Raw genomic sequence first — 19,317 nt, 5'->3', positions numbered from 1 at the left:
GGCCCCCCCCCCCCTCGGCGGCGGCGCCCCTCTACGTCGCGAGTCTGCGCGCTGTGGGGGTCGTCGCGGTGTTCAGTCGCAGCAGTACGTCGCGGCAGCCAGTCGCAGCGGTCAGTCCCGGCGGCGCACGATGAAGTAGACGGCGACGGAAGCACCCACGGCGATCACCGCGAGTATCCCGATCAGGGCTCCCATGGGGAGGCCACCCTCGTCGTCCGAGGACTGCGCCGAGGCGCCCTGCTCCTGCGGGGCGTCGTCCGTGACCGGAGCGTCCGAGCTCTCCGCTCCCCCGGCATCGCTCGCCGCGGCGCCGGGCTCCTCCGCAGCACCGCCGCCGTCGCTCGGGGCTGCGGACGCGGCCGGTCCCTGCTCGATCGTGAGGGTCTGGGTGCCCTCGATGGGGTGGCCGTCGCTGGAGACCACGCGCCACTGGATGGTGTGGGTGCCTGCGGGCAGCGGCTCCTCGAGCGTCGCGGTGGCGATCGGACCGTCGACGGTCGGGACGATCTCGGCGAGCTCGGTGCCGGACTCGTCGGAGATCCGTACCAGCGGGCTCACCTCGAGGACATCTGCGGAGAACGTGAAGGTGAGCGCCTCGGGCGAGGCCTCCAGAGTCGCGCCGTCCTCCGGATCCGAGCTGAGTAGGGTGTCATGCGCCTGCGCCGGGGCGGGCATCGCCAGCAGCACGGCGAACAGCATCGCGCTGCAGAGCGCGAGCAGCGTGACCAGACGGGCAGGGGCACGACGGGCAGGAGCGGGGCGAACAGAGCCGAAGCTGTCGATCGAAGACATCATTCCTGCAGGCTACGCCAGCAGGGCACGGTGCCGCCGTGGCGCCGGTCACCTCGGGTCACGCCAGCCGCAGGGTCAGTCGCGAGGAAGGTCCACGTGATGCTCGAGCACCGGGAGCGCGGCCCGGGCAGCATCGATCTCCTCGAGATCGAGATCCACCAGCAGCAGCCCCGGCTCGCGGCCGAGCTCCTGGCGGATGGCACCCAGCGGGCCGACGGCGGCGCTGCGGCCGATGCCGCGGGCCGCCTTCCCGGTGTACTCCGCAGGCGGGGTCTGGTCCGCGGCGAGCACCACGGTGGTGGAGTCCAGAGCGCGGGCCCGCAGCAGCAGCTGCAGCTGCTCCCGCTTGCCCAGCCCCTCGGCCCAGGCCAGGGGCAGCAGGATCGCCTGTGCTCCCCGGCGGGCCAGCGCCGTGAACTGCTCCGGGAAGCGCACGTCATAGCAGGTGGCGATCCCGAAGCGGGTGCCGTGCAGATCGAAGGTGACCAGCTCGCTGCCCGGGGCGACGGTCCGGGACTCGTCGGCGCCGAAGGCATCAAAGAGGTGGATCTTGCGGTACTCGAGGTGGGGATCCCAGTTCGGGCCACGCACGATCACGGTGTTGTGGACGCGGCCGTCCTCGGTGGGGGTGAAGGAGCCGGCGACGACCACGAGCGAATGCGCTTCGGCGAGCTCCTGGACCAGCTGGGCGAAGGAGTCATGGTGCGCGAGAGCGGCCGCTCGCAGATCGGTGCCGAAGGGGGTGAGCGTCGCCTCAGGCAACAGCACCAGGTGCGCCCCCTGCTCGGCGGCCTCGATGACCGCGCCACGCACGGTCTCGAAGGTGGCCTCGAGGTCTTCGGAGATCTCGATCTGGGCCAGGGCGATGCGGGGACCCGCGGCGCGGCGCACCTGGGCCAGGGCATCCGGGGTGTCGATGTCCGCGCCTTCAGCGCCGAGCGCACGCAGCGTTCCCAGCTCCTCCGGACCGAGCTGCGCGTAGAGCCGGCGCAGGCTGAGATCGGCCCAGCCACCGTCTTCATGCTCGACCGCACCCAGTGCTGCTCGCAGCCGGCCCAGCGGCCAGGCCGCGCCGAGGAACTGGAGGTGGCCGTCGTCGGCCTCGAGGGCCACCACCTGCCCGGTCTCAGCGCTGCGGGTGGCGAGGCTGCGCAGTGTCTCGGGACGAAGCATCGGCATGTCTCCGCCGAGCACCAGCACGGTGGCGCTGTCCGGGCCTTCGGAGAACTCGGTGACGCCACGGGCGAGAGCGGCCAGCGGCCCGGAGCGCGGCGGATCCTCGAGCACGAAGCGAGCGCCATGGCGGGTGGCGAGGTCACTGCCGTCCTCGCCGCTGGGACCGACGACGATGCGCCGTCCGTGGGGGGCGGCGCGCAGCACCCGCTCCAGGGCGGTCGCGCCGGCGATCGGCAGACGGGTCTTGTCCGCGCCACCCAGGCGCGAGGACGCACCACCGGCCAGGATCACGGCGGCGACGGTGGCGGAGGTCTCGGGCAGCTCGCTGGACATGCTCAGATCCTGCCATGGAGCGCTACCATGTTCGAGGCTCAGGTCCCGGTTCGTTCCGGGGACGGGCCGGATCGCCCCCGTAGCTCAGGGGATAGAGCACCGCTCTCCTAAAGCGGGTGTCGCGCGTTCGAATCGCGCCGGGGGCACGAACCATGGGGCTGGTTGAACCAGTGGGCCGGGTTGGATGAGGCCGACGTGAAGCAATGAGTCGCGCTGCGCAACGCCGCCAGCTCAGCCCTTCTCACTCCTGCGCATCCCGCAGCATCTCGAGCCGTCCGCGATCCTTCACCGCGGTCCAGCGCCGCCCGGAGTCGATCAGGCCCTCCCTCTTCCACCGGCTCATCACGCGGGAGACGGATTCCGGGGTGGAGCGGGCCAGGCCCGCGAGATCCGCGCGGGACAGCGGCACCTCGAGCATGATCCCCTCGCTCCCACGGTCCTCACCGAGCTTGTCCGCCAGGCGGAGCAGGGTGCTCGCGACCCGCTGCTCGACGGTCGCGGAGCCTTGCGAGCCGATGTCGGTCTCAGCACGCGAGAGGCGGGCGGCGACGTCGTCGAGGACCCGCAGCGCGATGCGCGGCTGCTCAGCGAGGACAGAGCGGAAGTCGTCCTGGTCGATGCGCAGCACGCAGGTGCCCACCAGCGCCGAGGCGGTCTGGTGGTGGATCGGCTCGCCGAGAGTGCTCATGGTCCCGAACAGCTCCCCGGGGACCAGCAGATCGGTGACTGTCTCGGTCCCGCCTGCGGTGACCTGGGACAGCTTCACCCGCCCCTCGGCGACCACGTAGAGGGCTTCCGCCGGTTCGCCGGCGCGGTAGATCGGGGCGTCCGGGGCGAAGGTCAGGGTGCGCATCCGGGCATCGATGCGATCCAGCTCCGACTCGCCCAGTCCGAGGAAGTAGGGCGCGCGGGCCAGCACGTACAGCCGCACGGGCCGTGGGCACTGGTGGGGCAGGGTGATCTCCGTGAGCGGGATCGTGCGTCGGCCCTGCGCGGCGGGCCCGGCGGGTGGCTCCTGGATGGTCATGGCTCGACTCTAACCCTCTCCCATCCGGCCTGGTCAGAAGTGGAGTGCAGTTGATTGATCCCTGTCATGTCGCTTCCACAAGAACCCTTCTAGGTTGAGAGCACATCGAGGGAAAGCCCCTCGAGGACCACGCTCCAGAAGGAAGGCTCACCATGACTGCCACCCCCGCCACCAGCACCCACTCCATCTTCCGCGCCGAGGGCTTCAGCTGCCCTTCCTGCGTCGCCAAGATCGAGAAACAGGTGGGCCGCCTCAAGGGCGTGCAGAACGTCAGCGTGAAGTTCGCCTCCGGCCGCGTCGAAGTCGACCACGACGCCTCCGTGACCACCACCGATGAGATCGTCGCCGCGATCGACAAGGCCGGCTACAAGTCCGTCCTCTCGGCCTTCTGACCCCTGGCGGCCGGGCCCCATGGCCCGGCCGTCCTGCCCAGATCCTGCTCCGCGTCCTGCGCCGCACCTGACTTGAAAGGCACCACCTCATGTCTGCTCTGACCCGTTGGCTGCGCGGTCCCTGGGGAACCCCGATCATCTCGGGTCTCCTCATCGTCGTCGCCGCGATCCTCTCCCTGTCCATCGGGGTGAACCCCTTCGGCTCCGGCCACCAGCACGGCCTCGGCTTCTCACTGGACGGGCCCACCGCCCTGGTCACCTCCGATCTCTTCATGGTCGCCGCGGCGCTGGTCGCCGGCATCCCGATCATCCTCAAGGCCTTGCGCGCGCTGATGGTCAAGGTCATCGCCATCGATCTGCTGGTCACCATCGCCGCGGTCGGTGCGCTGATCATCGGCCAGTACTGGGAAGCGGCTGCAGTCACGTTCCTGTTCGCCATCGGCCACGCCCTCGAGGCCGGCACCATGAACCGCACCCGCTCCGCGCTCGCGGAGCTTGTGGCTGTCGCCCCCGATGTCGCCGTGGTGATGCGGGAGGGCGAACAGGTGGAGATCTCCGCCGCCCTGGTCCAGCCCGAGGAGACGGTGCTGGTCAAGAACGGCGCGAAGGTCCCTGTGGACGGCATCGTCATCGGCGGTACCGGGGCTCTGGACGAGGCGTCGATCACCGGCGAGTCCATCCCCGTCGAGAAGGGCGAGGGCGACCAGGTGTTCGCCGGCACCATCTCCGGCGGTGGCTTCCTGCAGGTGCGCGCCACCGGCATCGGGGCCGACACCACCCTGGCCCGCATCATCCATCGCGTCGAGGAAGCGCAGGACGCCAAGGCCCGCACCCAGACCTTCATGGAGAAGTTCTCCACCTGGTACACCCCCGGCATCATTCTGCTGGCCCTGATCACGGGGCTCATCACCGGGAACGTCGTGCTCGCCCTGACCCTGCTGGTGATCGGCTGCCCCGGGGCGCTGGTCATCTCCATCCCCGTCTCGATCGTGGCTGGCATCGGCCGCGGTGCCAAGGACGGCATCCTCATCAAGGGTGGCGAGTACCTGGAGACCAGCGCGAAGATCACCGCCGTCGCCCTGGACAAGACCGGCACCCTCACCGAGGGCAAGCCCTACCTCACCGACGTGACCGTCCTGGACCCTGCCCTGGATCGTGCCGACGTGCTCGGCTGGGCGGCACGTGCCGAGGCCGGTTCCGAGCACCCGCTGGCACGTCCCCTGATCGACGCCGCGGCGGCCGAGGGCCTGCCCACCCATGGCCTGCCCGAGCACACCGAGCCGGTTCCCGGCAAGGGCATCGTCGCCACCCTCGAGGGTCGACGCGTCGCCGTCGGCAACCTGCCGCTGCTGGCGGCCGAGGACATCTCCGAGGATCGCGGCGCGACCGCGGAGGTCGACCGGCTCGCCGGACTCGGCCGCACCCCGATGGTCGTCACCCTCGACGGCCGCGTGATCGGCGTGGTCGCGGTCGCCGACCGGATCCGCACCGACGCGAGGGAGATGATCGCCCGGCTCCACGCGACCGGGGTCAAGAAGGTCATCATGCTCACCGGTGACAACCGGCGGGTCGCCGAGGCGGTCGCCGCCGAGGTCGGGGTCGACGAGGTCCGCGCCCAGCTGCTGCCCGAGGACAAGCTCACCGTCGTCCAGCAGCTCCAGAGCGAGGGCTGCACCGTGGCGATGGTCGGCGATGGCGTCAACGACGCCCCGGCCCTGGCCACTGCCGATATTGGCGTGGCGATGGGCGCCGCCGGCACCGGCGTCGCCATCGAGACCGCTGACATCGCCCTGATGAAGGACGATCTGCTCAAGCTCCCGCAGGCGATCGGTCTGGCCCGCAGCACGGTCTCCGTGATGCGACAGAACATCGCGATCGCGCTGATCACGGTGATCGCGCTCCTGGTGGGCGTGTTCGCCGGTGGGGTCACGATGGCGATCGGCATGCTGGTCCACGAGGGCTCGGTGCTGCTGGTGATCCTCAACGCGATGCGACTGCTGCGCCGCCGCAAGGATCAGCACGGCGCCCGCCCGGGCTCCCCGTCCGAGACCCGCATTCCGCAGAGCGTCGGGGCGAGCCAGAGCATCTGACCCCGAACAGAACCATGTCCACTCGAGAGGAAGCGCATCATGTCTGAACAGCATTTCGCCCTCGAAGGCGACGTCGAGCACTTCACCATCGCGGACATCGCGACAGCGAATCCGGACTTCCGCAAGGTTCTGTGGACGGGGAAGCACTCCCAGATCGTCCTCGTGACCGTGCCGGTGGGCGGAGAGATCGGGGACGAGGTCCACGAGACCACGGACCAGATCCTGACCTTGGTCTCCGGGACCGGTGAAGCCGACCTCAACGGCCACACCCACGCAGTCCACGCCGGTGATCTGTGCGCGGTGCCCGCCGGCGCCCAGCACAACGTCCGCAACACCGGGGAGGAGCCCCTCGTGCTGTACACGATCTACAGCCCGCCCGAGCATGCGGTGGACGGCGCCTTCGCCACCAAGGAGGAGGCGGACGCCGCCGAGGCCGCAGGCGAGGACCAGTCTCCCCAGGCCTGATCCCCCGCAGCACCCCTGATGGCGGCCCCACGGGCACACGCCCGGAGCGGCCGCTCCCCGCACAGCAGCAACGACACAGGAGAACGCAGATGTCCAAGGTTTTCGTCTTCACCACCTACGGAGGCCCGGAGGGTCAGCAGCTCACCGAGCGTGAGGCCCCAGCCCCCCGTGCCGGGGAGATCGCGATCGAGGTGCGCGCCGCCGGCGTGAACCCCGCGGACTGGAAGCGGCGCGAAGGCGTCTTCGGCACCCGTGGCCGTCTGCCGGTGGCGATGGGCCTCGAGGCCGCCGGCATCGTCACCGCTGTCGGCGAGGGAACCCGGGACTTCGCCGTCGGCGACGAGGTCCTCGGCGCCCCGGCGCGCGGGCTCGGCGCCTTCGCCGAGCACACTGTCCTGGACGCCTCGGCGACGGTCGCCAAGCCCGAGGAGATCTCCTTCACCGATGCCGCGGGGATCCCGATCGCCGGCACCGCCGCCTACGACCTCACCCACCAGGTCGAGATCGAGGCCGGGCAGACGCTGCTGGTCCTCGGCGCGGGAGGCGGCGTAGGCCGCATGGCCCTGCAGATCGCGAAGGTCCACGAGCTGAAGGCCATCGGTGTCGCCTCGGAGTCCAAGCGGGAGCTGATCGAAGCCACCGGCGCGACCTTCGTCCCCTCCGGAGAGGGGGTCGCCGCGCGCGTGCGGGCACTCGCCCCGGACGGCGTAGACGTGCTGGCCGATCTCGTGGGCGGGGACGCCCTGCGAGAGCTGGCCCCGCTGGTCAAGCTCCCCTCAGGGATCGTCTCCGCGGCCGACGGCGCCACCGCCGTCGAGCTCGGCGGGGCCGGCCGGGAGCGGTCCGAGGGAGTGCTGGGCAAGATCACCGACGTGGTCCGGTACGGCCTGGTGAGCCCGCACGTGGTGGAGACGTTCCCGCTCAGCCAGGCTGCCGAAGCACTCGCTGCCGTGGAGGCCGGGCACTCCCGCGGGAAGATCGTGATCATCCCCTGACCTGCCCTCGGTGACGCACGCGCCTCCGGTAACGTGACGCAGATGACCTCCCACACCGCTGACCCTGCCGCTCCCTCGACCTCGTCGGCTGATCCCGCTGATCCCGTCGGTTTCACTGACCCCGCTGGTTTCGCTGGTTTCGCTGACATCGACGGCTTTCTGAGGATCCCGCGCGTGGCCTCCGTGGTCGCGAGCGACGACGGGCGCGTTGTCACGGCGATCCAGGAGGCCGACGAGCCCGGCGCGAAGCTCGTCTCCTCGCTCTGGGAGCTCGACCCGGCCGGGGAGCAGCCCGCCCGTCGGCTGACCTTCTCCGCCAAGGGCGAGAGCTCGCCCCGGTTCGCCCCTGACGGGTCGCTGCTGTTCAGCTCCTCCCGGCCGGATCCTGAAGGCGGTGCCGAGGAGGAGGTCACCGCGATCTGGCGCCTGCCGCGCACGGGCGAGGCGCAGGTGGTGGCCTCCGCCGCCGCAGGCCTGTCCCTGCTCTCGGTCGCCGCGGACGGGACCATGCTCGCCGCCACCAGCGTGCTGCCGGGCAGCAACCTCGAGGAGGATGCCGAGCGCCGCAAGGCCCGCAAGGACGCGAAGCAGACCACCATCTGGCACACCGGGATGCCGATCCGGCTGTGGGACCACGAGATCGGCGACCAGAGCCGCCGCCTGGTGCTGGTGTCCCCGGAGGGTGACCTCACCGATCTCACCCCCGACGTCGGCACCGTGACCCTCTACGCCGCCTCCGCCGATCTCTCCCCCGACGGCTCCACCGTCGCGACCTCCTGGACCCAGCGGGTGCGCGGCGGCGAGACCCGCAGCTCGCTGGTGCTGATCGACACCGCGACCCTGCGCCGCAGCGTGCTGCTGAGCGCGGACGAGAACGCGCAGTACGGCTCCCCACTGTTCTCGCGCGACGGCCGGAAGCTGGCCGTGATCCGCTCGACCGCCTCCTCCCCCACCGACACCAGCTACAGCCGCTTGGAGATCCACCCCCTCGGCGGCGGCGAGGCGATCACCGCGCAGCTCGGCGATCTGAGCATCACCGACCTCGAATGGGCCGCAGACGGCAGCCTGCTGATGGCCGGAGACCTGCACTCCTCCGGCGCGGTGCTGCGAATCGACGCGGCCACCGGCGAGGCCCGCACAGTGGCCGGCGACGGCGTCTTCTCGTCACTCGCCGCGACGGCTGACGGCACCCTGTTCGCACTCCGCAATGACGTCGCGGCCCCGTCCCGTCCGGTCCGGATCGACACCGGTTCCCATGCTGGCGCCGGTGCCGTCACCGAGCTGCCCGCTCCAGGGGCGGTCGGCGCACTGCCCGGCACTCTGGAATGGGTGGAGACCGACGTCGACGGGCTCACCGTGGGCGGCTGGCTGTGCGTCCCTGCGGGCGCATCGGCGGAGGCCCCGGCGCCCGTCATGCTGTGGATCCACGGCGGGCCGCACGGCTCCTACAACGCGTGGAGCTGGCGCTGGTGCCCGTGGCTCGCGGTGCAGCGCGGCTATGCGGTGCTGATGCCCGACCCGGCGATGTCCACCGGTTACGGGGATGCGGGTCTGAATCGCGGCTGGCCGCGCCGACCCGACGTGGTGTTCCACGAGTGCGAGACCCTCTTCGATGCGGTGCTCGAGCGGGCGGACCTCGACGGTTCCCGCACCGCGATGCTCGGGGCGTCGTTCGGCGGCTTCATGGCGAACTGGATCGCCGGGCACACCACTCGCTTCGACGCGATCGTCACCCATGCGGGGCTGTGGGCGCTGGATCAGCAGCACCGCACCACCGACGCCGCGGCCTCCAAGATGCGCGTGCACCGTCATGAGGATGAGGACCCGGACTGGTATCGGGCGTTCTCCCCGCATCACGAGGTCGACGCGATCACCACCCCGATGCTGATCACCCACGGCAACCGCGACTACCGGGTGCCGATCAGCGAGGCGCTGCGGCTGTGGTGGGACCTGGTCTCCACCTGGGACGGCGAGCCGCAGGGCATGCCGCACCGCTTCCTGCAGCTGACCAGCGAGAACCACTGGGTGCTCACCCCATCCAATGCGCTCGCTTGGAACCAGGCCGTGCTCGCGTTCTGCGACCAGCACGTCCTCGGCGCCGAGCCGATCCCGGAGGTCCTGCCCTGGTGAGTGCGGAGCTGACAGCTGCTGCTGCTGGGCAGGGTCAGTTCAGCGTGCCGGTGAGCCGGCCGTGGAACTGGGTGGAGTGCTCGTCCAGCCCGGTGAAACGCACTTCGATGCCGTGGTCGGAGTACTTGGTCTGCACCGAATCGAGGACGGCGACGGTCGAGGCATCCCAGATCTGGGCGGCGGAGAAGTCGATGGTGACCTGCGGCGGGTCCTCGGCGTAGGTGAACTGCTCGACGAGGTCGTTGCTGCTGCCGAAGAAGAGCGGGCCGCGCACCGTGTAGGTCGCCGCCCCGTCGGTGACCAGGCGGCGAACGCTCGTCACGTGCGCGATACGGCGGGCGAACAGCACCATCGCCAGCAGCGCCCCGGCCGCAACGCCGATCGCGAGGTTGTTGGTGGCGACCACGACCACGACCGTCGTGACCATCACCAGGGTCTCCGACCACGGCATCCGCTTCAGGGTCGCGGGTCGCACGCTGTGGAAGTTCACGGTGGAGACGGCGACGACCATCATCACCGCGGCGAGCGCGGCCATCGGGATCGCCTCCATGAGATCCGAGAGCACGGTGACCAGGATCAGCAGCATTGCTCCGGCGAAGAAGGTGGACAGCCTCGTGCGGGCCCGGCCGAGCTTCACGTTGACCACGGTCTGCCCGATCATGGCGCAGCCGGCGATGCCTCCCCAGCAGCCGGCGAGGATGTTCGCGACGCCGAGCGCCCACGATTCACGGCTCTTGTGTGAGCGAGTGTCGGTGATGTCGTCCACGAGCTTGGCGGTCAGCAGCGTCTCCATCAGCCCCACGAACGCGACGCTGAGGGCGGTGGGCAGGATCAGGCGCAGCGTGTCGAGGTCCAGCGGGACCTCGAGCGGGGTGATCCCGGGCAGTCCGCCGGAGACATCGCCCTGGTCGCCGACTGTGGGTACGGAGAGATGCGCGAACACCGCGATCGCGGTGACCAGCACAATCGCGACCAGCGGTGCGGGCACGGCCTTGGTGAAGCGCGGCAGCAGCAGCACCACCAGCAGGGTCAGCGCGAACAACGGGTAGACCATGGCCGGCACGTCGAGCACGTGCTGCAGCTGAGCGGCAAAGATCAGGATCCCGAGCGCGTTGACGAAGCCGATCATCACCGAGCGCGGGATGAACCGCATGATCCTGGCGAGCCCCAGTACACCGAAGAGGATCTGGATGATGCCGGCGAGGATCACCGTGGGCAGCAGGTATTCGACGCCATGGGTGTGGACCAGCGGCGCGACCACGAGCGCGACGGCACCCGCGGCGGCGGTGATCATGGCGGGCCGGCCACCGAGGATCGACATCGAGATCGCGAGCACGACCGAGGCGATGAGGCTGACCTTCGGGTCCACGCCGGCGATCACCGAGAACGAGATGACCTCGGGGATCAGGGCGAGCGTGGTGACCGCCCCGGCGAGCGCCTCGGTGGTGAGGAGCCGCGGGTTCCGCAGTGCCTGCAGGGTGGTGGGGCTCGGAGCCGAAGTGGGAGTCGCTGTCACGCCCGTGATGGTATCGGCGGTCCACGGCCGACGGGCGTGGGGTCTGCGTCCTGGCGCGCGAGGTCACAGCAGCCGGGACTACCCTGGTAGATCCCCTCCCGTCGGCCCTGCCGGTGGGTCTGATCGGACAGAGGATCCATGACTGCACCCACGCGTCGCCGCTTCGACGCCACCTGGCTCCCCTTCGGCATGATGATCGGTTTCACCGTGGGAATCGGCTTGGGGCTGGCCGTCATCAACAACATCTTCATCGGTGCTCTGATCGGCTTCGCCGTCGGCGCCACACTCGGTATCGCCCTCGGGTTCCGCGATCCGCGACGCTCTGTGGACGACGAGGATGCCGAGGACGACCGCTACCGCCGCGAGCACGGCGACCCCACCCCTCGCGGCCCGGATGCCTGAGCCCGGCCGGAGCCCCGAACGACAGCTGCACACAAAATCTTCACCTCGCCATCGCGCCACACCCGTGACTAAGCCTTGACCTTTCCTTTACCTTTTGGCACCGTGTGACCCGGGCCATTTGGCTCGATGTCCACCACGGTGCAGCCGCCCCGCGGACTCCCGAGGAGAGGAACCGTCATGACGATCACGAGCATCGGCCGACGAGCCCGCACCACGATGGCGCTCTGCGCCGGCGCGGCCCTGCTGGGGCTGAGCGCCTGCGGGGCCGACGTCGACACCCCTCCGGAGACCCCCGCCGGGGCCGCCGAGACGGATGCCGATGACACCTCCGATGGTGGTGGAGAGCAGGACCAGCAGTCATCGGAAGGCGGGGACGCCTCCGACGAGGAGTCCGCGTCGGACGGTGGCGGCGAGGAAGAAGAAGAGGAAGCAGGAGACGGCGCAGGGGCCGATGAGGGTGCGGGAGAGGACGGGGGTGAGCCGGGTGCCTCGGGGGAGCGCACGCGGATCATGCTGGTGACCGATCTGGGGACGGACGACACCAGGGGAGAGGGCGCCCCCGCCCTCACGGACGACGACCTGGCAGCACTTCTCGCAGCACCCTTCGAGGGCACTGCCGAATGCGAGGACGAGCTGGTGCTCGAGCCGGGCGCCGCAGCGACCGGATGCCTCGGACCGGCGAGCTTCGATACGACCGAGCCGCACCAGGAGTGGGTCGCCAACGTGGTCTTCGTGCCGTCGGAGGACGGATTTCAGAACGGTTCGACGGTGGCAGTGCTGTTCTCGACCGGGACCGAGCTGCCCACAGCGGCCGATGGCCTGCTGGACGAGGACGTCAGCCTCACCGGGGTGGGATTCGGCTCGATGTTCGGTGCCGAGCCGCTCAGCGCCGACGAGGTCGCCGAGAGCACACTGCAGACGCTGACCTCCGAGAACGCCTATGTACCGGTCAACACAATGGCCGAGTGGAGCGACGTCACCTGCGAGGACGGCCTGGACTTCACCGAGTTCGAGACCGTCGACTGCGAGGCCACGACCACCGACGGCACCACCTGGGGGCTGCTGGTCGCCCCGGGCACCTATGCCGACAACGACCAGGGCCTGCTGGTCGGGATCTCGGTCCCCCGGGACGGCTGAGCCACCGGCCACAGAACTGCTGAACTGCTGGACTGCTGGACTGCTGGACTGCTGGACCACCCACTCGCTCAGCTGCTCGGCTGCTGAATCACCGCCCTCGGTGGTCAGTTCCCTCACCGGGAGCTGACCGCCGGGCGCGGTGAGGTTACGGTGGGGAGGCGCCGCGAGGAGAGTGCCGGCGCCGCCGCCGGGACGACCCGGTCCGCGCAGTCGCAGGGAGGACGGCCTCGCAGGAGGATCCCCCATGACCCCGACCGGCCACTCCCCCGCCCAGCCCGGCCCCCGTACCCGCAGACAGCTCGCGCGCGAGCTCCTCACCCGCGACGCCATCGGACGCCTGGTGCTCGGCTGGGCCGCCGTCGGCGCTCTGAGCCTCGCCGGCCCGCTGCTGGCCGCGCCGCTGCCCTCCCCCGTGCTCGCATTGGTGCTGGCCGCGATCATCGCGGTGATCGTGGTCGCCGCCGGCGGAGTGGTCCACCAGGCCGAGGCGCTCGCGCGCCGGCTCGGCGATCCCTACGGCACGCTCGTGCTGACGCTCTCGATCGTGGTGATCGAGGTGGTGCTGATCGCCGCGGTCATGCTCGGTCCCGGAGAGCACGCCGTGATCGCCCGGGACTCGGTGATGGCGGTCTCGATGATCATCATGAACCTGGCGCTCGGGCTCTGCCTGCTGGTGGGCGGCCTGCGGCACGGCTCCCTCGCTACGCACCGGGTGGGGACCTCCGCCTACCTGGTGATGCTCACCGCGCTCGCGGCGCTCGCCTTCGCGCTGCCGGCGACGATCAGCGAGAGCGGCGGCTATGCGCCTCCCCAGGCACTGGTGGTCGGTGGGCTCACGGTGGCGGTGTACGCCTTCTTCCTCTGGCGCCAGATGGGAGCCCAGGCCGGTGAGTTCCAGGAGATCGAGCGAGCCGTGGGCAGCGCCGCGGCCGCCGAGCCCGTGACCGACGCGAACCCCACCACCGCCACCCGCACCACCGCCGCCACCACTCGCACCGCCCGCACTACCGGGAACCGCACCGCGCTGCGGGAGGTCCTCTCCCTGCACCGGGAGGAGCTGCTGGCGCGCGCCGCCCTGCTGATCGCGACCGTGCTGCCGATCGTGCTGCTCTCGCACCATATGGCGGGGCTGCTCGATGACGGCCTGGCGCGGCTCGGTGCCCCGGTCGCCCTCGGCGGAGTGCTGATCGCGATGATCGTGTTCACGCCGGAGTCGATCACCGCGGTGCGGGCGGCGCTGAACGGGGAAATGCAGCGGGTGGTGAACCTGTGCCATGGCGCACTGGTCTCGACCCTCGCCCTGACGATCCCGACGGTGCTGATGATCGGACTGGTCACCGGTACCGAGGTGGTGCTCGCGGAATCGCCGACGAACCTGCTGCTGCTCGGGGCGACCCTGGCCGTCGCCGCGATCTCGGCGAGCGCCCCGCGAGTCACTGCGGTGCACGGCGCCGTGCACCTGCTGCTGTTCGGCGTCTACATGCTCATGCTCTTCTCCTGAGCACTGCTCAGCTCAGCGCCGGGGCCGCCGGCGGTCGAGCTCCTGGAGCCGGTCGCGGACCTCTCGGCGCAGCACCTTGCCCATCTCGTTGCGCGGGAGCTCGGTCAGCACGTGGAAGCGTCGCGGCACCTTGTACGCGGTCAGCCGCTCCTTGAGCCGCTGCCGCAGCACCTCGACGTCAGGAAGCAGCCCGTCAGGGGTGACGATCGCGGCGACCACCTCCTCGGTGCCCAGTTCATCGACCAGGCCCACCACGGCGATGTCCTCGATGCCATGTTCCCCCCGGATCGCGTCCTCGACCTCGGAGGGGTAGACGTTGAAGCCGCCGGTGATCACCATCTCCTTGAGCCGGTCGACAATCCTGAGGAACCCGCGCTCATCGACCTGGGCGATGTCGCCGGTGCGGAACCAGCCGTCATGGAACGCCTCGGCGGTCGCCTCGGGACGGTCGCGGTATCCGGAGAACACCTGCGGGCCCCGGACCAGGATCTCCCCCGCCTCACCCGGCTCCACGTCCCGGTCGAGGTCCTCGGGGTCGACCAGGCGCACCTGGGTGTCAGGGAACGGCATGCCGATCGATCCCGGTGTTCGGGTGCTGTCGACCGGGTTGCCGCACACGATCGGAGAGCATTCCGAGAGTCCGTAGCCCTCGATGAGCAGGCCCCCGGTCGCGTTCTCCCAGGCCTCGATGAGTTCGGGTCGCAGCGGCATCGCTCCAGCGATCCCGGTGCGGATTCCCTCGAGCGAGACGCCCCGCTCCTTCGCGCCGGTGACGACGCGATCGAACAGCGGTGGCACCGCGATCATCGTCGTCGGCCGCCGCCGCTTGATCGCATCGAGGATCAGTCCGGTCTCGGGCTTGGGGATCAGGTGCAGCATCGCCCCGACGGTCAGGCCCGCGTTCATCGACAGCGAACAGCCGAACACATGGAAGAGCGGCAGACAGGCCATGAACACCTCCTTGCCCGGGACCAGGGGCGTGACCCATTCGCGGGCCTGAGTGGTGGAGGCGATCAGGTTGGCATGACTGAGCGGCACGCCCTTCGGGGCGCCGGTGGTGCCCGAGGTGTACAGCAGCAAGGCGGTGTCCTCGCGCGCCGGACGGGAGGCGGCGGGTGCCGGGGCGGCCTCGCGGCGCAGCCCGGAGAAGGGAAGAGTGCTGGCCGGCGCGGGCCGGGAGAGCTGGTCCCGTGAGGCACGGGCCTTCTTCAGCGGCAGCCGCAGCAGGGCGCGCTTCCCGCGGGGCATCTCCTCGATGAGATCCACCGCGATGATCGCGCCCGGGCGCACCTCTTCCGGCAGCTCCTGCAGGGTCCCGGCCGCGACGTTCCACACGATCGCGACCTCCGCGCGGTGGTCGGCGAACATCGGCGCGAGCTCGTGGGCCGGGTAGAGCGGGTTGTGCTCGACGACGGTCGCGCCGCACCGCAGCGCGGCGTAGAAGGCGACGACGTGCTGGGGGCAGGTGGGCATCAGCAGTGCCACGGTCGATCCCGGCCCTACGCCCAAGCGGTGCAGGTTCCCGGCCACGGCCCGCACCTGGGCGGCGAGCTCGGCATAGCTCGTGCGTCGGCCGAAGAAGTCCAGCGCCGCCTGCTCCGCATAGGTCACCGTGTACGCATCGAACTCGTCGACCAGGGAACCGGCGGGATAGTCCAGATGGCGGCGCACCCCAGGGGCGTAGGCGGCGGTCCAGCGATCCTCGAGAGCGGTCATGGTCGGTCCTCAGCGGTGATGGGAGCGGGTCGAGATCAGAGTAGGCCCGAGTCCTGCGAGTCACCTTCCTGCGAGTCGCCGGCGGTGGTCCTGTGGGACTCGTGTTCTGCAGCCCCCGGCGCTCGGGAGCGGGATACAGTCACAGCGTGAGTGCGACGATGCTTCCGATCCCGACCGACGCCGGCGACCTGCCGGGCCTGCTCTGGCTGCCCGAGAACCTCGAGGAGCCGGTGCCCGGGCTCGTGGTGCTGCAGGAGATCTTCGGCCTGTCCGAGTACATGCAGCAGCGCTGCGCGGACCTCGCCGCGCTGGGCTATGCGGTGCTCGCCCCGCAGCTGTTCGCCCGTCTGGACCCGCCGCTGGTGGGGCTCGAGGACTGGGACGACTTCGACTCCTGACTCACCGAGGGCGTCACCCTGACCGGGCAACTGCCCTGGGAGCGCGCGGAGGCCGACGCGATCGCTGCGATGGGTGCGCTGCGGGCGCACGGCGCCGTGGACTCCGAGCAGGTGGGCCTGCTCGGCTTCTGCTACGGCGGCGGGCTCGCCTTCGCCGCGGCCGCTTCCGCCGCCGACGAGCAGCGCCCGCCGTCGGTGCTGGTCAGCTACTACGGCTCCGCCCTGCCGACGCTCCTGCACCGGGCTCCCCTGGTGGGGGCGCCGAGCCTGCACCACTTCGGCACCGCCGACGCTTTCATCCCGGCGGAGCAGGTCGAGCAGATCCGCGAGGCGGTCACCGCAGGCGGCACTCGGGAGCAGGTGCGCTTCGAGCTGCACGAGGGCGCGGGCCATGCGTTCGACAATCCTCATCCGGGGCTCCATCACGCCGACGCCGCAGAGGCCGCCTGGCAGCGGACCGTCGGCTTCCTCGCGGAGAATCTCCCGAGCCGCGCCTGAACCTGCGCCCTGGCCCACCCGCCGGCGCCAGCGCCAGCGCCAGCGCCAGCGCCAGCGCCAGCGCCAGCGCCAGCGCCAGCGCCAGCGCCAGCGCCAGCGCCAGCGCCAGCGGCAGCGGCAGCGGCAGCGGCAAAGAGTGCCGCACCGGAGACCTGAGACACAGGATTCGCGCCCGTGGCAGCGCGCTTTTCGCACCACGCCATGCGTGACCGAATAGTTATGTCCAGATTGTCGGACAGACGAATCTCGGACGATGCGACTACTTCGAGCCCCGCATCGCTCCAGGCCATGCGTCGATTCATTCCTCGCCACCCATAGTCGGCCACGTCCCGCTACGGCTTCAGCAGACCCCGCCATCGGACGAAAACGCCTGATCCTGGGCTGATTCGGTCTGCGCCGACGCCTACGCTTCGAAGAGTCTCAGAGTCGCGCCGGCACCCCGGAACGGGGGAACAGGACGCCGTCGATGCGATGGATGCCCACCAATCGCCCACCGAAGAAGGAGCCCACGTGCCTCCAGTGATCTCTGCGGAAGGCCTGTATAAAGTCTTCGGCCGCCGCCCCGCCCGAGGAGTCGATGCCCTGCGCCAGGGCCGCAGTCGCGGCGAGCTGCGCGAGAACGGACTGACCGCAGCCGTGATCGATGCGAGCTTCAGCGTCGACCCCGGCGAGATCTTCGTGGTGATGGGGCTGTCCGGCTCCGGCAAGTCCACCCTGATCCGGATGGTCAACGGTCTGCTGCCTGCCACGGCCGGCGAGCTGCGGATCGGTGACGCCGTCCTCTCGGACATGTCCCCGGCGCAGGTCCGCGAAGCCCGCCGTACGCGCGTCTCGATGGTCTTCCAGCACTTCGCCCTCCTTCCCCACCGCACCGTCGGCGAGAACGCAGCCTATGGGCTCGAGATCAGCGGCATGAACCGTGCCGATCGCGAGGAGAAGGCGAACACCGCCCTGGAGATGGTCGGGCTGAAGGGCTGGGGTGGCTACCGTCCCGACAACCTCTCTGGCGGCATGCAGCAGCGAGTGGGGCTGGCCCGCGCCCTCGCCGCCGGCACTGACGTGCTGCTCATGGATGAGGCGTTCAGCGCCCTGGATCCGCTGATCCGTCGCGACATGCAGGACCAGCTCGTGGATCTCCAGCAGCGCCTGGACAAGACGGTCCTGTTCATCACCCACGACCTCAACGAGGCGATGCGCCTCGGTGACCGGATCGCGATGATGCGCGACGGCCGGATCGTGCAGGTCGGGACCTCCGACGAGATCCTCAACGAGCCGGCCAACGACTACGTCGCCCGCTTCATCCAGGACGTGGACCGCTCCCGCGTGCTCACCGCCGGGGCGATCATGGAGAAGCCCGCCGAGGTCCTCGGTGACGGGCAGGGTCCCCGCACTGCGCATCGCATGCTGCGCGCGACTCAGAACTCCTGGCTGGTGGTGCTGCGCCGCGACCGCACTCCGCACGGCGTGCTCTGGGAGGACGACGTCGCCGCGGCAGTCAGCGCCGGCCGTGACGACCTGCCCTGGTCCACGGCCCACGAGATGCCGGTGGTCTCCGAGGACACCCCGATCGCTGATCTCTTCGCGCTCTCGGCGAAGCACCTGAGCCCGCTGGTCGTCGTCGACGAGCGCGGTCGCTTCTCCGGCGTCGTCCCTCGGGTCACGCTGCTCACGGCGGCGGGCGTCGGCAACGGCAACGGCAACGGCCAGACCACCAGCACCCCATCACCGGGGAGTGATGCCGTCGCCCCCCAGACCGACGATGCGCAGGGAGGTGCACGATGACCCCGCAGGAAGACTCCCTCGTCCCCCGCATCCCGCTCGGCGACTGGATCGACGACGGCTTCGACTGGCTCAAGGAGAACGTCTCCTGGCTGTTCGACGCCTTCCGCGCGATCATGGACCTCCTGATCGGCGGCCTCACCGATGTGCTGCTGCTGGTCCCGGCGCTGGTCGCGATCCCGATCTTCGCGCTGATCGCCCTGATCCTGCGCTCTTGGAAGCTCGCCGTCGCCACCCTGGTCGGATTCGCACTGGTCCTGTCCATGGAGCAGTGGGAGACGATGATGCAGACCATGTCGTTGGTGCTGATCGCCACCCTGTTCGCGGTGCTGATCGCGGTGCCGCTCGGCATCCTCGCCGCGGTCAACAGCACGGTGAGCTCGATCGTCAAGCCCGTCATGGACTTCATGCAGACCATGCCGGCCTTCGTCTACCTGATCCCGGCGGTCACCTTCTTCTCCATCGGCGTCGTCCCCGGCGTCTTCTCCACCATCATCTTCGCGCTGCCCCCAGGTGTGCGCATGACCGAGCTGGGCATCCGCCAGGTCGACTCCGAGACCGTCGAGGCCGGTGAGGCCTTCGGCGCGACCCGCGGACAGATCCTGCGCGGCATCCAGCTCCCGCTGGCCGTCCCCACCATCATGGCCGGCGTCAACCAGGTCATCATGCTCTCGCTGTCCATGGCGGTCGTCGCCGGCATGGTCGGCGCGGACGGCCTGGGCAAGGAGGTCGTCCAGGCGATCTCCACCCAGAACCTGGCCCTGGGCGTGGAGGCCGGCCTCGCCGTCGTGGTGCTGGCCGTCTACCTGGACCGGCTCACCGCGGCCCTCGGCAACCCGGGCGCCTACAAGGGCTCGCTGGTCGCACTCACCCAGAAGGCGCTGGCACAGCGCGCCCGCGCCGCCGGTGTCGCCGCGCTCTGACAGCGCCCCACCTCTGACCACCCACTGATCACCACGGAAGGACCCGA

Annotated in this window: 15 protein-coding genes, 1 tRNA gene and 1 pseudogene; 12 read left to right on the top strand and 5 right to left on the bottom strand. The window is 70.2% G+C overall.

Features of this window, described 5'->3' with window-relative positions; translation table 11 throughout:
• Positions 1-111: 111 nt before the first annotated feature.
• A complete protein-coding gene (locus ACT3T9_RS03705; RefSeq protein ID WP_444502197.1) occupies positions 112-795 on the bottom strand; it encodes a copper resistance CopC family protein in 684 nt (227 codons plus the stop codon).
• Positions 796-867: 72 nt separating this feature from the next.
• Positions 868-2,301 carry a nitrilase-related carbon-nitrogen hydrolase gene (locus tag ACT3T9_RS03700; RefSeq protein ID WP_444605994.1) on the bottom strand — a complete coding sequence of 478 codons (1,434 nt, stop codon included), beginning with the start codon at positions 2,299-2,301 and terminating at the stop codon, positions 868-870.
• A 73-nt stretch (positions 2,302-2,374) separates the two neighbouring features.
• Between ACT3T9_RS03700 and ACT3T9_RS03695 the strand changes: the two genes are divergently transcribed.
• Positions 2,375-2,447: transfer RNA gene (locus ACT3T9_RS03695), tRNA-Arg, on the top strand.
• Positions 2,448-2,542: 95 nt separating this feature from the next.
• On the opposite strand, the gene ACT3T9_RS03690 is transcribed toward ACT3T9_RS03695, so the two are convergent.
• On the bottom strand, positions 2,543-3,328 hold the full coding sequence (locus ACT3T9_RS03690; protein WP_444605993.1) for a Crp/Fnr family transcriptional regulator: 786 nt from the start codon (positions 3,326-3,328) through the stop codon (positions 2,543-2,545).
• A gap of 152 nt (positions 3,329-3,480) precedes the next feature.
• Between ACT3T9_RS03690 and ACT3T9_RS03685 the strand changes: the two genes are divergently transcribed.
• The 5 genes from ACT3T9_RS03685 (at position 3,481) to ACT3T9_RS03665 (ending at position 9,400) form a co-directional block, all read left to right on the top strand.
• On the top strand, positions 3,481-3,720 hold the full coding sequence (locus ACT3T9_RS03685; protein WP_444601290.1) for a heavy-metal-associated domain-containing protein: 240 nt from the start codon (positions 3,481-3,483) through the stop codon (positions 3,718-3,720).
• A gap of 89 nt (positions 3,721-3,809) precedes the next feature.
• A complete protein-coding gene (locus ACT3T9_RS03680; protein WP_444605992.1) occupies positions 3,810-5,810 on the top strand; it encodes a heavy metal translocating P-type ATPase in 2,001 nt (666 codons plus the stop codon).
• A gap of 39 nt (positions 5,811-5,849) precedes the next feature.
• Positions 5,850-6,275 carry a cupin domain-containing protein gene (locus ACT3T9_RS03675; protein WP_444502194.1) on the top strand — a complete coding sequence of 142 codons (426 nt, stop codon included), beginning with the start codon at positions 5,850-5,852 and terminating at the stop codon, positions 6,273-6,275.
• Between the two features lie 89 nt (positions 6,276-6,364).
• Positions 6,365-7,270, top strand: a complete 906-nt coding sequence (locus ACT3T9_RS03670) for an NADP-dependent oxidoreductase (protein ID WP_444605991.1) — start codon at positions 6,365-6,367, stop codon at positions 7,268-7,270.
• A 42-nt stretch (positions 7,271-7,312) separates the two neighbouring features.
• The gene (locus ACT3T9_RS03665; RefSeq protein ID WP_444605990.1) at positions 7,313-9,400 is read left to right on the top strand and encodes an alpha/beta fold hydrolase; all 2,088 of its coding nucleotides are present in this window, start codon (positions 7,313-7,315) and stop codon (positions 9,398-9,400) included.
• A 34-nt stretch (positions 9,401-9,434) separates the two neighbouring features.
• On the opposite strand, the gene ACT3T9_RS03660 is transcribed toward ACT3T9_RS03665, so the two are convergent.
• Entirely contained in the window at positions 9,435-10,916 is a 1,482-nt protein-coding gene (locus ACT3T9_RS03660) for a SulP family inorganic anion transporter (protein ID WP_444605989.1), read from the bottom strand.
• A 138-nt stretch (positions 10,917-11,054) separates the two neighbouring features.
• Between ACT3T9_RS03660 and ACT3T9_RS03655 the strand changes: the two genes are divergently transcribed.
• The 3 genes from ACT3T9_RS03655 (at position 11,055) to ACT3T9_RS03645 (ending at position 13,956) form a co-directional block, all read left to right on the top strand.
• Positions 11,055-11,318 (top strand): hypothetical protein, encoded by a 264-nt coding sequence (locus ACT3T9_RS03655; RefSeq protein WP_441444409.1) that lies wholly within the window; start codon positions 11,055-11,057, stop codon positions 11,316-11,318.
• Between the two features lie 177 nt (positions 11,319-11,495).
• Positions 11,496-12,455, top strand: coding sequence for a hypothetical protein (locus ACT3T9_RS03650; protein ID WP_444605988.1), 960 nt, complete (start codon positions 11,496-11,498; stop codon positions 12,453-12,455).
• A gap of 244 nt (positions 12,456-12,699) precedes the next feature.
• Positions 12,700-13,956, top strand: a complete 1,257-nt coding sequence (locus tag ACT3T9_RS03645; protein WP_444605987.1) for a calcium:proton antiporter — start codon at positions 12,700-12,702, stop codon at positions 13,954-13,956.
• 12 nt (positions 13,957-13,968) lie between these two features.
• On the opposite strand, the gene ACT3T9_RS03640 is transcribed toward ACT3T9_RS03645, so the two are convergent.
• Positions 13,969-15,672, bottom strand: coding sequence for an AMP-binding protein (locus tag ACT3T9_RS03640; RefSeq protein WP_444605986.1), 1,704 nt, complete (start codon positions 15,670-15,672; stop codon positions 13,969-13,971).
• A gap of 158 nt (positions 15,673-15,830) precedes the next feature.
• Between ACT3T9_RS03640 and ACT3T9_RS03635 the strand changes: the two are divergent.
• The 3 genes and pseudogenes from ACT3T9_RS03635 (at position 15,831) to ACT3T9_RS03625 (ending at position 19,270) form a co-directional block, all read left to right on the top strand.
• Positions 15,831-16,568 (top strand): annotated as a pseudogene (locus ACT3T9_RS03635) (dienelactone hydrolase family protein).
• 471 nt (positions 16,569-17,039) lie between these two features.
• On the top strand, positions 17,040-18,350 hold the full coding sequence (locus ACT3T9_RS03630) for a quaternary amine ABC transporter ATP-binding protein (RefSeq protein ID WP_425548347.1): 1,311 nt from the start codon (positions 17,040-17,042) through the stop codon (positions 18,348-18,350).
• Positions 18,347-19,270 (top strand): ABC transporter permease, encoded by a 924-nt coding sequence (locus tag ACT3T9_RS03625; protein ID WP_345076792.1) that lies wholly within the window; start codon positions 18,347-18,349, stop codon positions 19,268-19,270. The genes ACT3T9_RS03630 and ACT3T9_RS03625 overlap by 4 nt, the downstream gene beginning before the upstream one ends.
• The last annotated feature ends 47 nt before the right edge of the window (positions 19,271-19,317 follow it).

Origin of the sequence: Brachybacterium sp. AOP29-B2-41 (genome assembly GCF_052378395.1) — a bacterium.
Taxonomy (GTDB): Bacteria; Actinomycetota; Actinomycetes; order Actinomycetales; family Dermabacteraceae; genus Brachybacterium.
This window is presented reverse-complemented; position numbering and strand designations above follow the sequence as displayed.

Excerpts from the sequence above, each read along its gene's own strand:
- ACT3T9_RS03705 (WP_444502197.1), bottom strand. The coding sequence starts at position 795 with ATGATGTCTTCGATCGACAGCTTCGGCTCTGTTCGCCCCGCTCCTGCC.
- ACT3T9_RS03700 (WP_444605994.1), bottom strand. The coding sequence starts at position 2,301 with ATGTCCAGCGAGCTGCCCGAGACCTCCGCCACCGTCGCCGCCGTGATC.
- ACT3T9_RS03690 (WP_444605993.1), bottom strand. The coding sequence starts at position 3,328 with ATGACCATCCAGGAGCCACCCGCCGGGCCCGCCGCGCAGGGCCGACGC.
- ACT3T9_RS03685 (WP_444601290.1), top strand. The coding sequence starts at position 3,481 with ATGACTGCCACCCCCGCCACCAGCACCCACTCCATCTTCCGCGCCGAG.
- ACT3T9_RS03680 (WP_444605992.1), top strand. The coding sequence starts at position 3,810 with ATGTCTGCTCTGACCCGTTGGCTGCGCGGTCCCTGGGGAACCCCGATC.
- ACT3T9_RS03675 (WP_444502194.1), top strand. The coding sequence starts at position 5,850 with ATGTCTGAACAGCATTTCGCCCTCGAAGGCGACGTCGAGCACTTCACC.
- ACT3T9_RS03670 (WP_444605991.1), top strand. The coding sequence starts at position 6,365 with ATGTCCAAGGTTTTCGTCTTCACCACCTACGGAGGCCCGGAGGGTCAG.
- ACT3T9_RS03665 (WP_444605990.1), top strand. The coding sequence starts at position 7,313 with ATGACCTCCCACACCGCTGACCCTGCCGCTCCCTCGACCTCGTCGGCT.
- ACT3T9_RS03655 (WP_441444409.1), top strand. The coding sequence starts at position 11,055 with ATGACTGCACCCACGCGTCGCCGCTTCGACGCCACCTGGCTCCCCTTC.
- ACT3T9_RS03650 (WP_444605988.1), top strand. The coding sequence starts at position 11,496 with ATGACGATCACGAGCATCGGCCGACGAGCCCGCACCACGATGGCGCTC.
- ACT3T9_RS03645 (WP_444605987.1), top strand. The coding sequence starts at position 12,700 with ATGACCCCGACCGGCCACTCCCCCGCCCAGCCCGGCCCCCGTACCCGC.
- ACT3T9_RS03640 (WP_444605986.1), bottom strand. The coding sequence starts at position 15,672 with ATGACCGCTCTCGAGGATCGCTGGACCGCCGCCTACGCCCCTGGGGTG.
- ACT3T9_RS03630 (WP_425548347.1), top strand. The coding sequence starts at position 17,040 with ATGGATGCCCACCAATCGCCCACCGAAGAAGGAGCCCACGTGCCTCCA.
- ACT3T9_RS03625 (WP_345076792.1), top strand. The coding sequence starts at position 18,347 with ATGACCCCGCAGGAAGACTCCCTCGTCCCCCGCATCCCGCTCGGCGAC.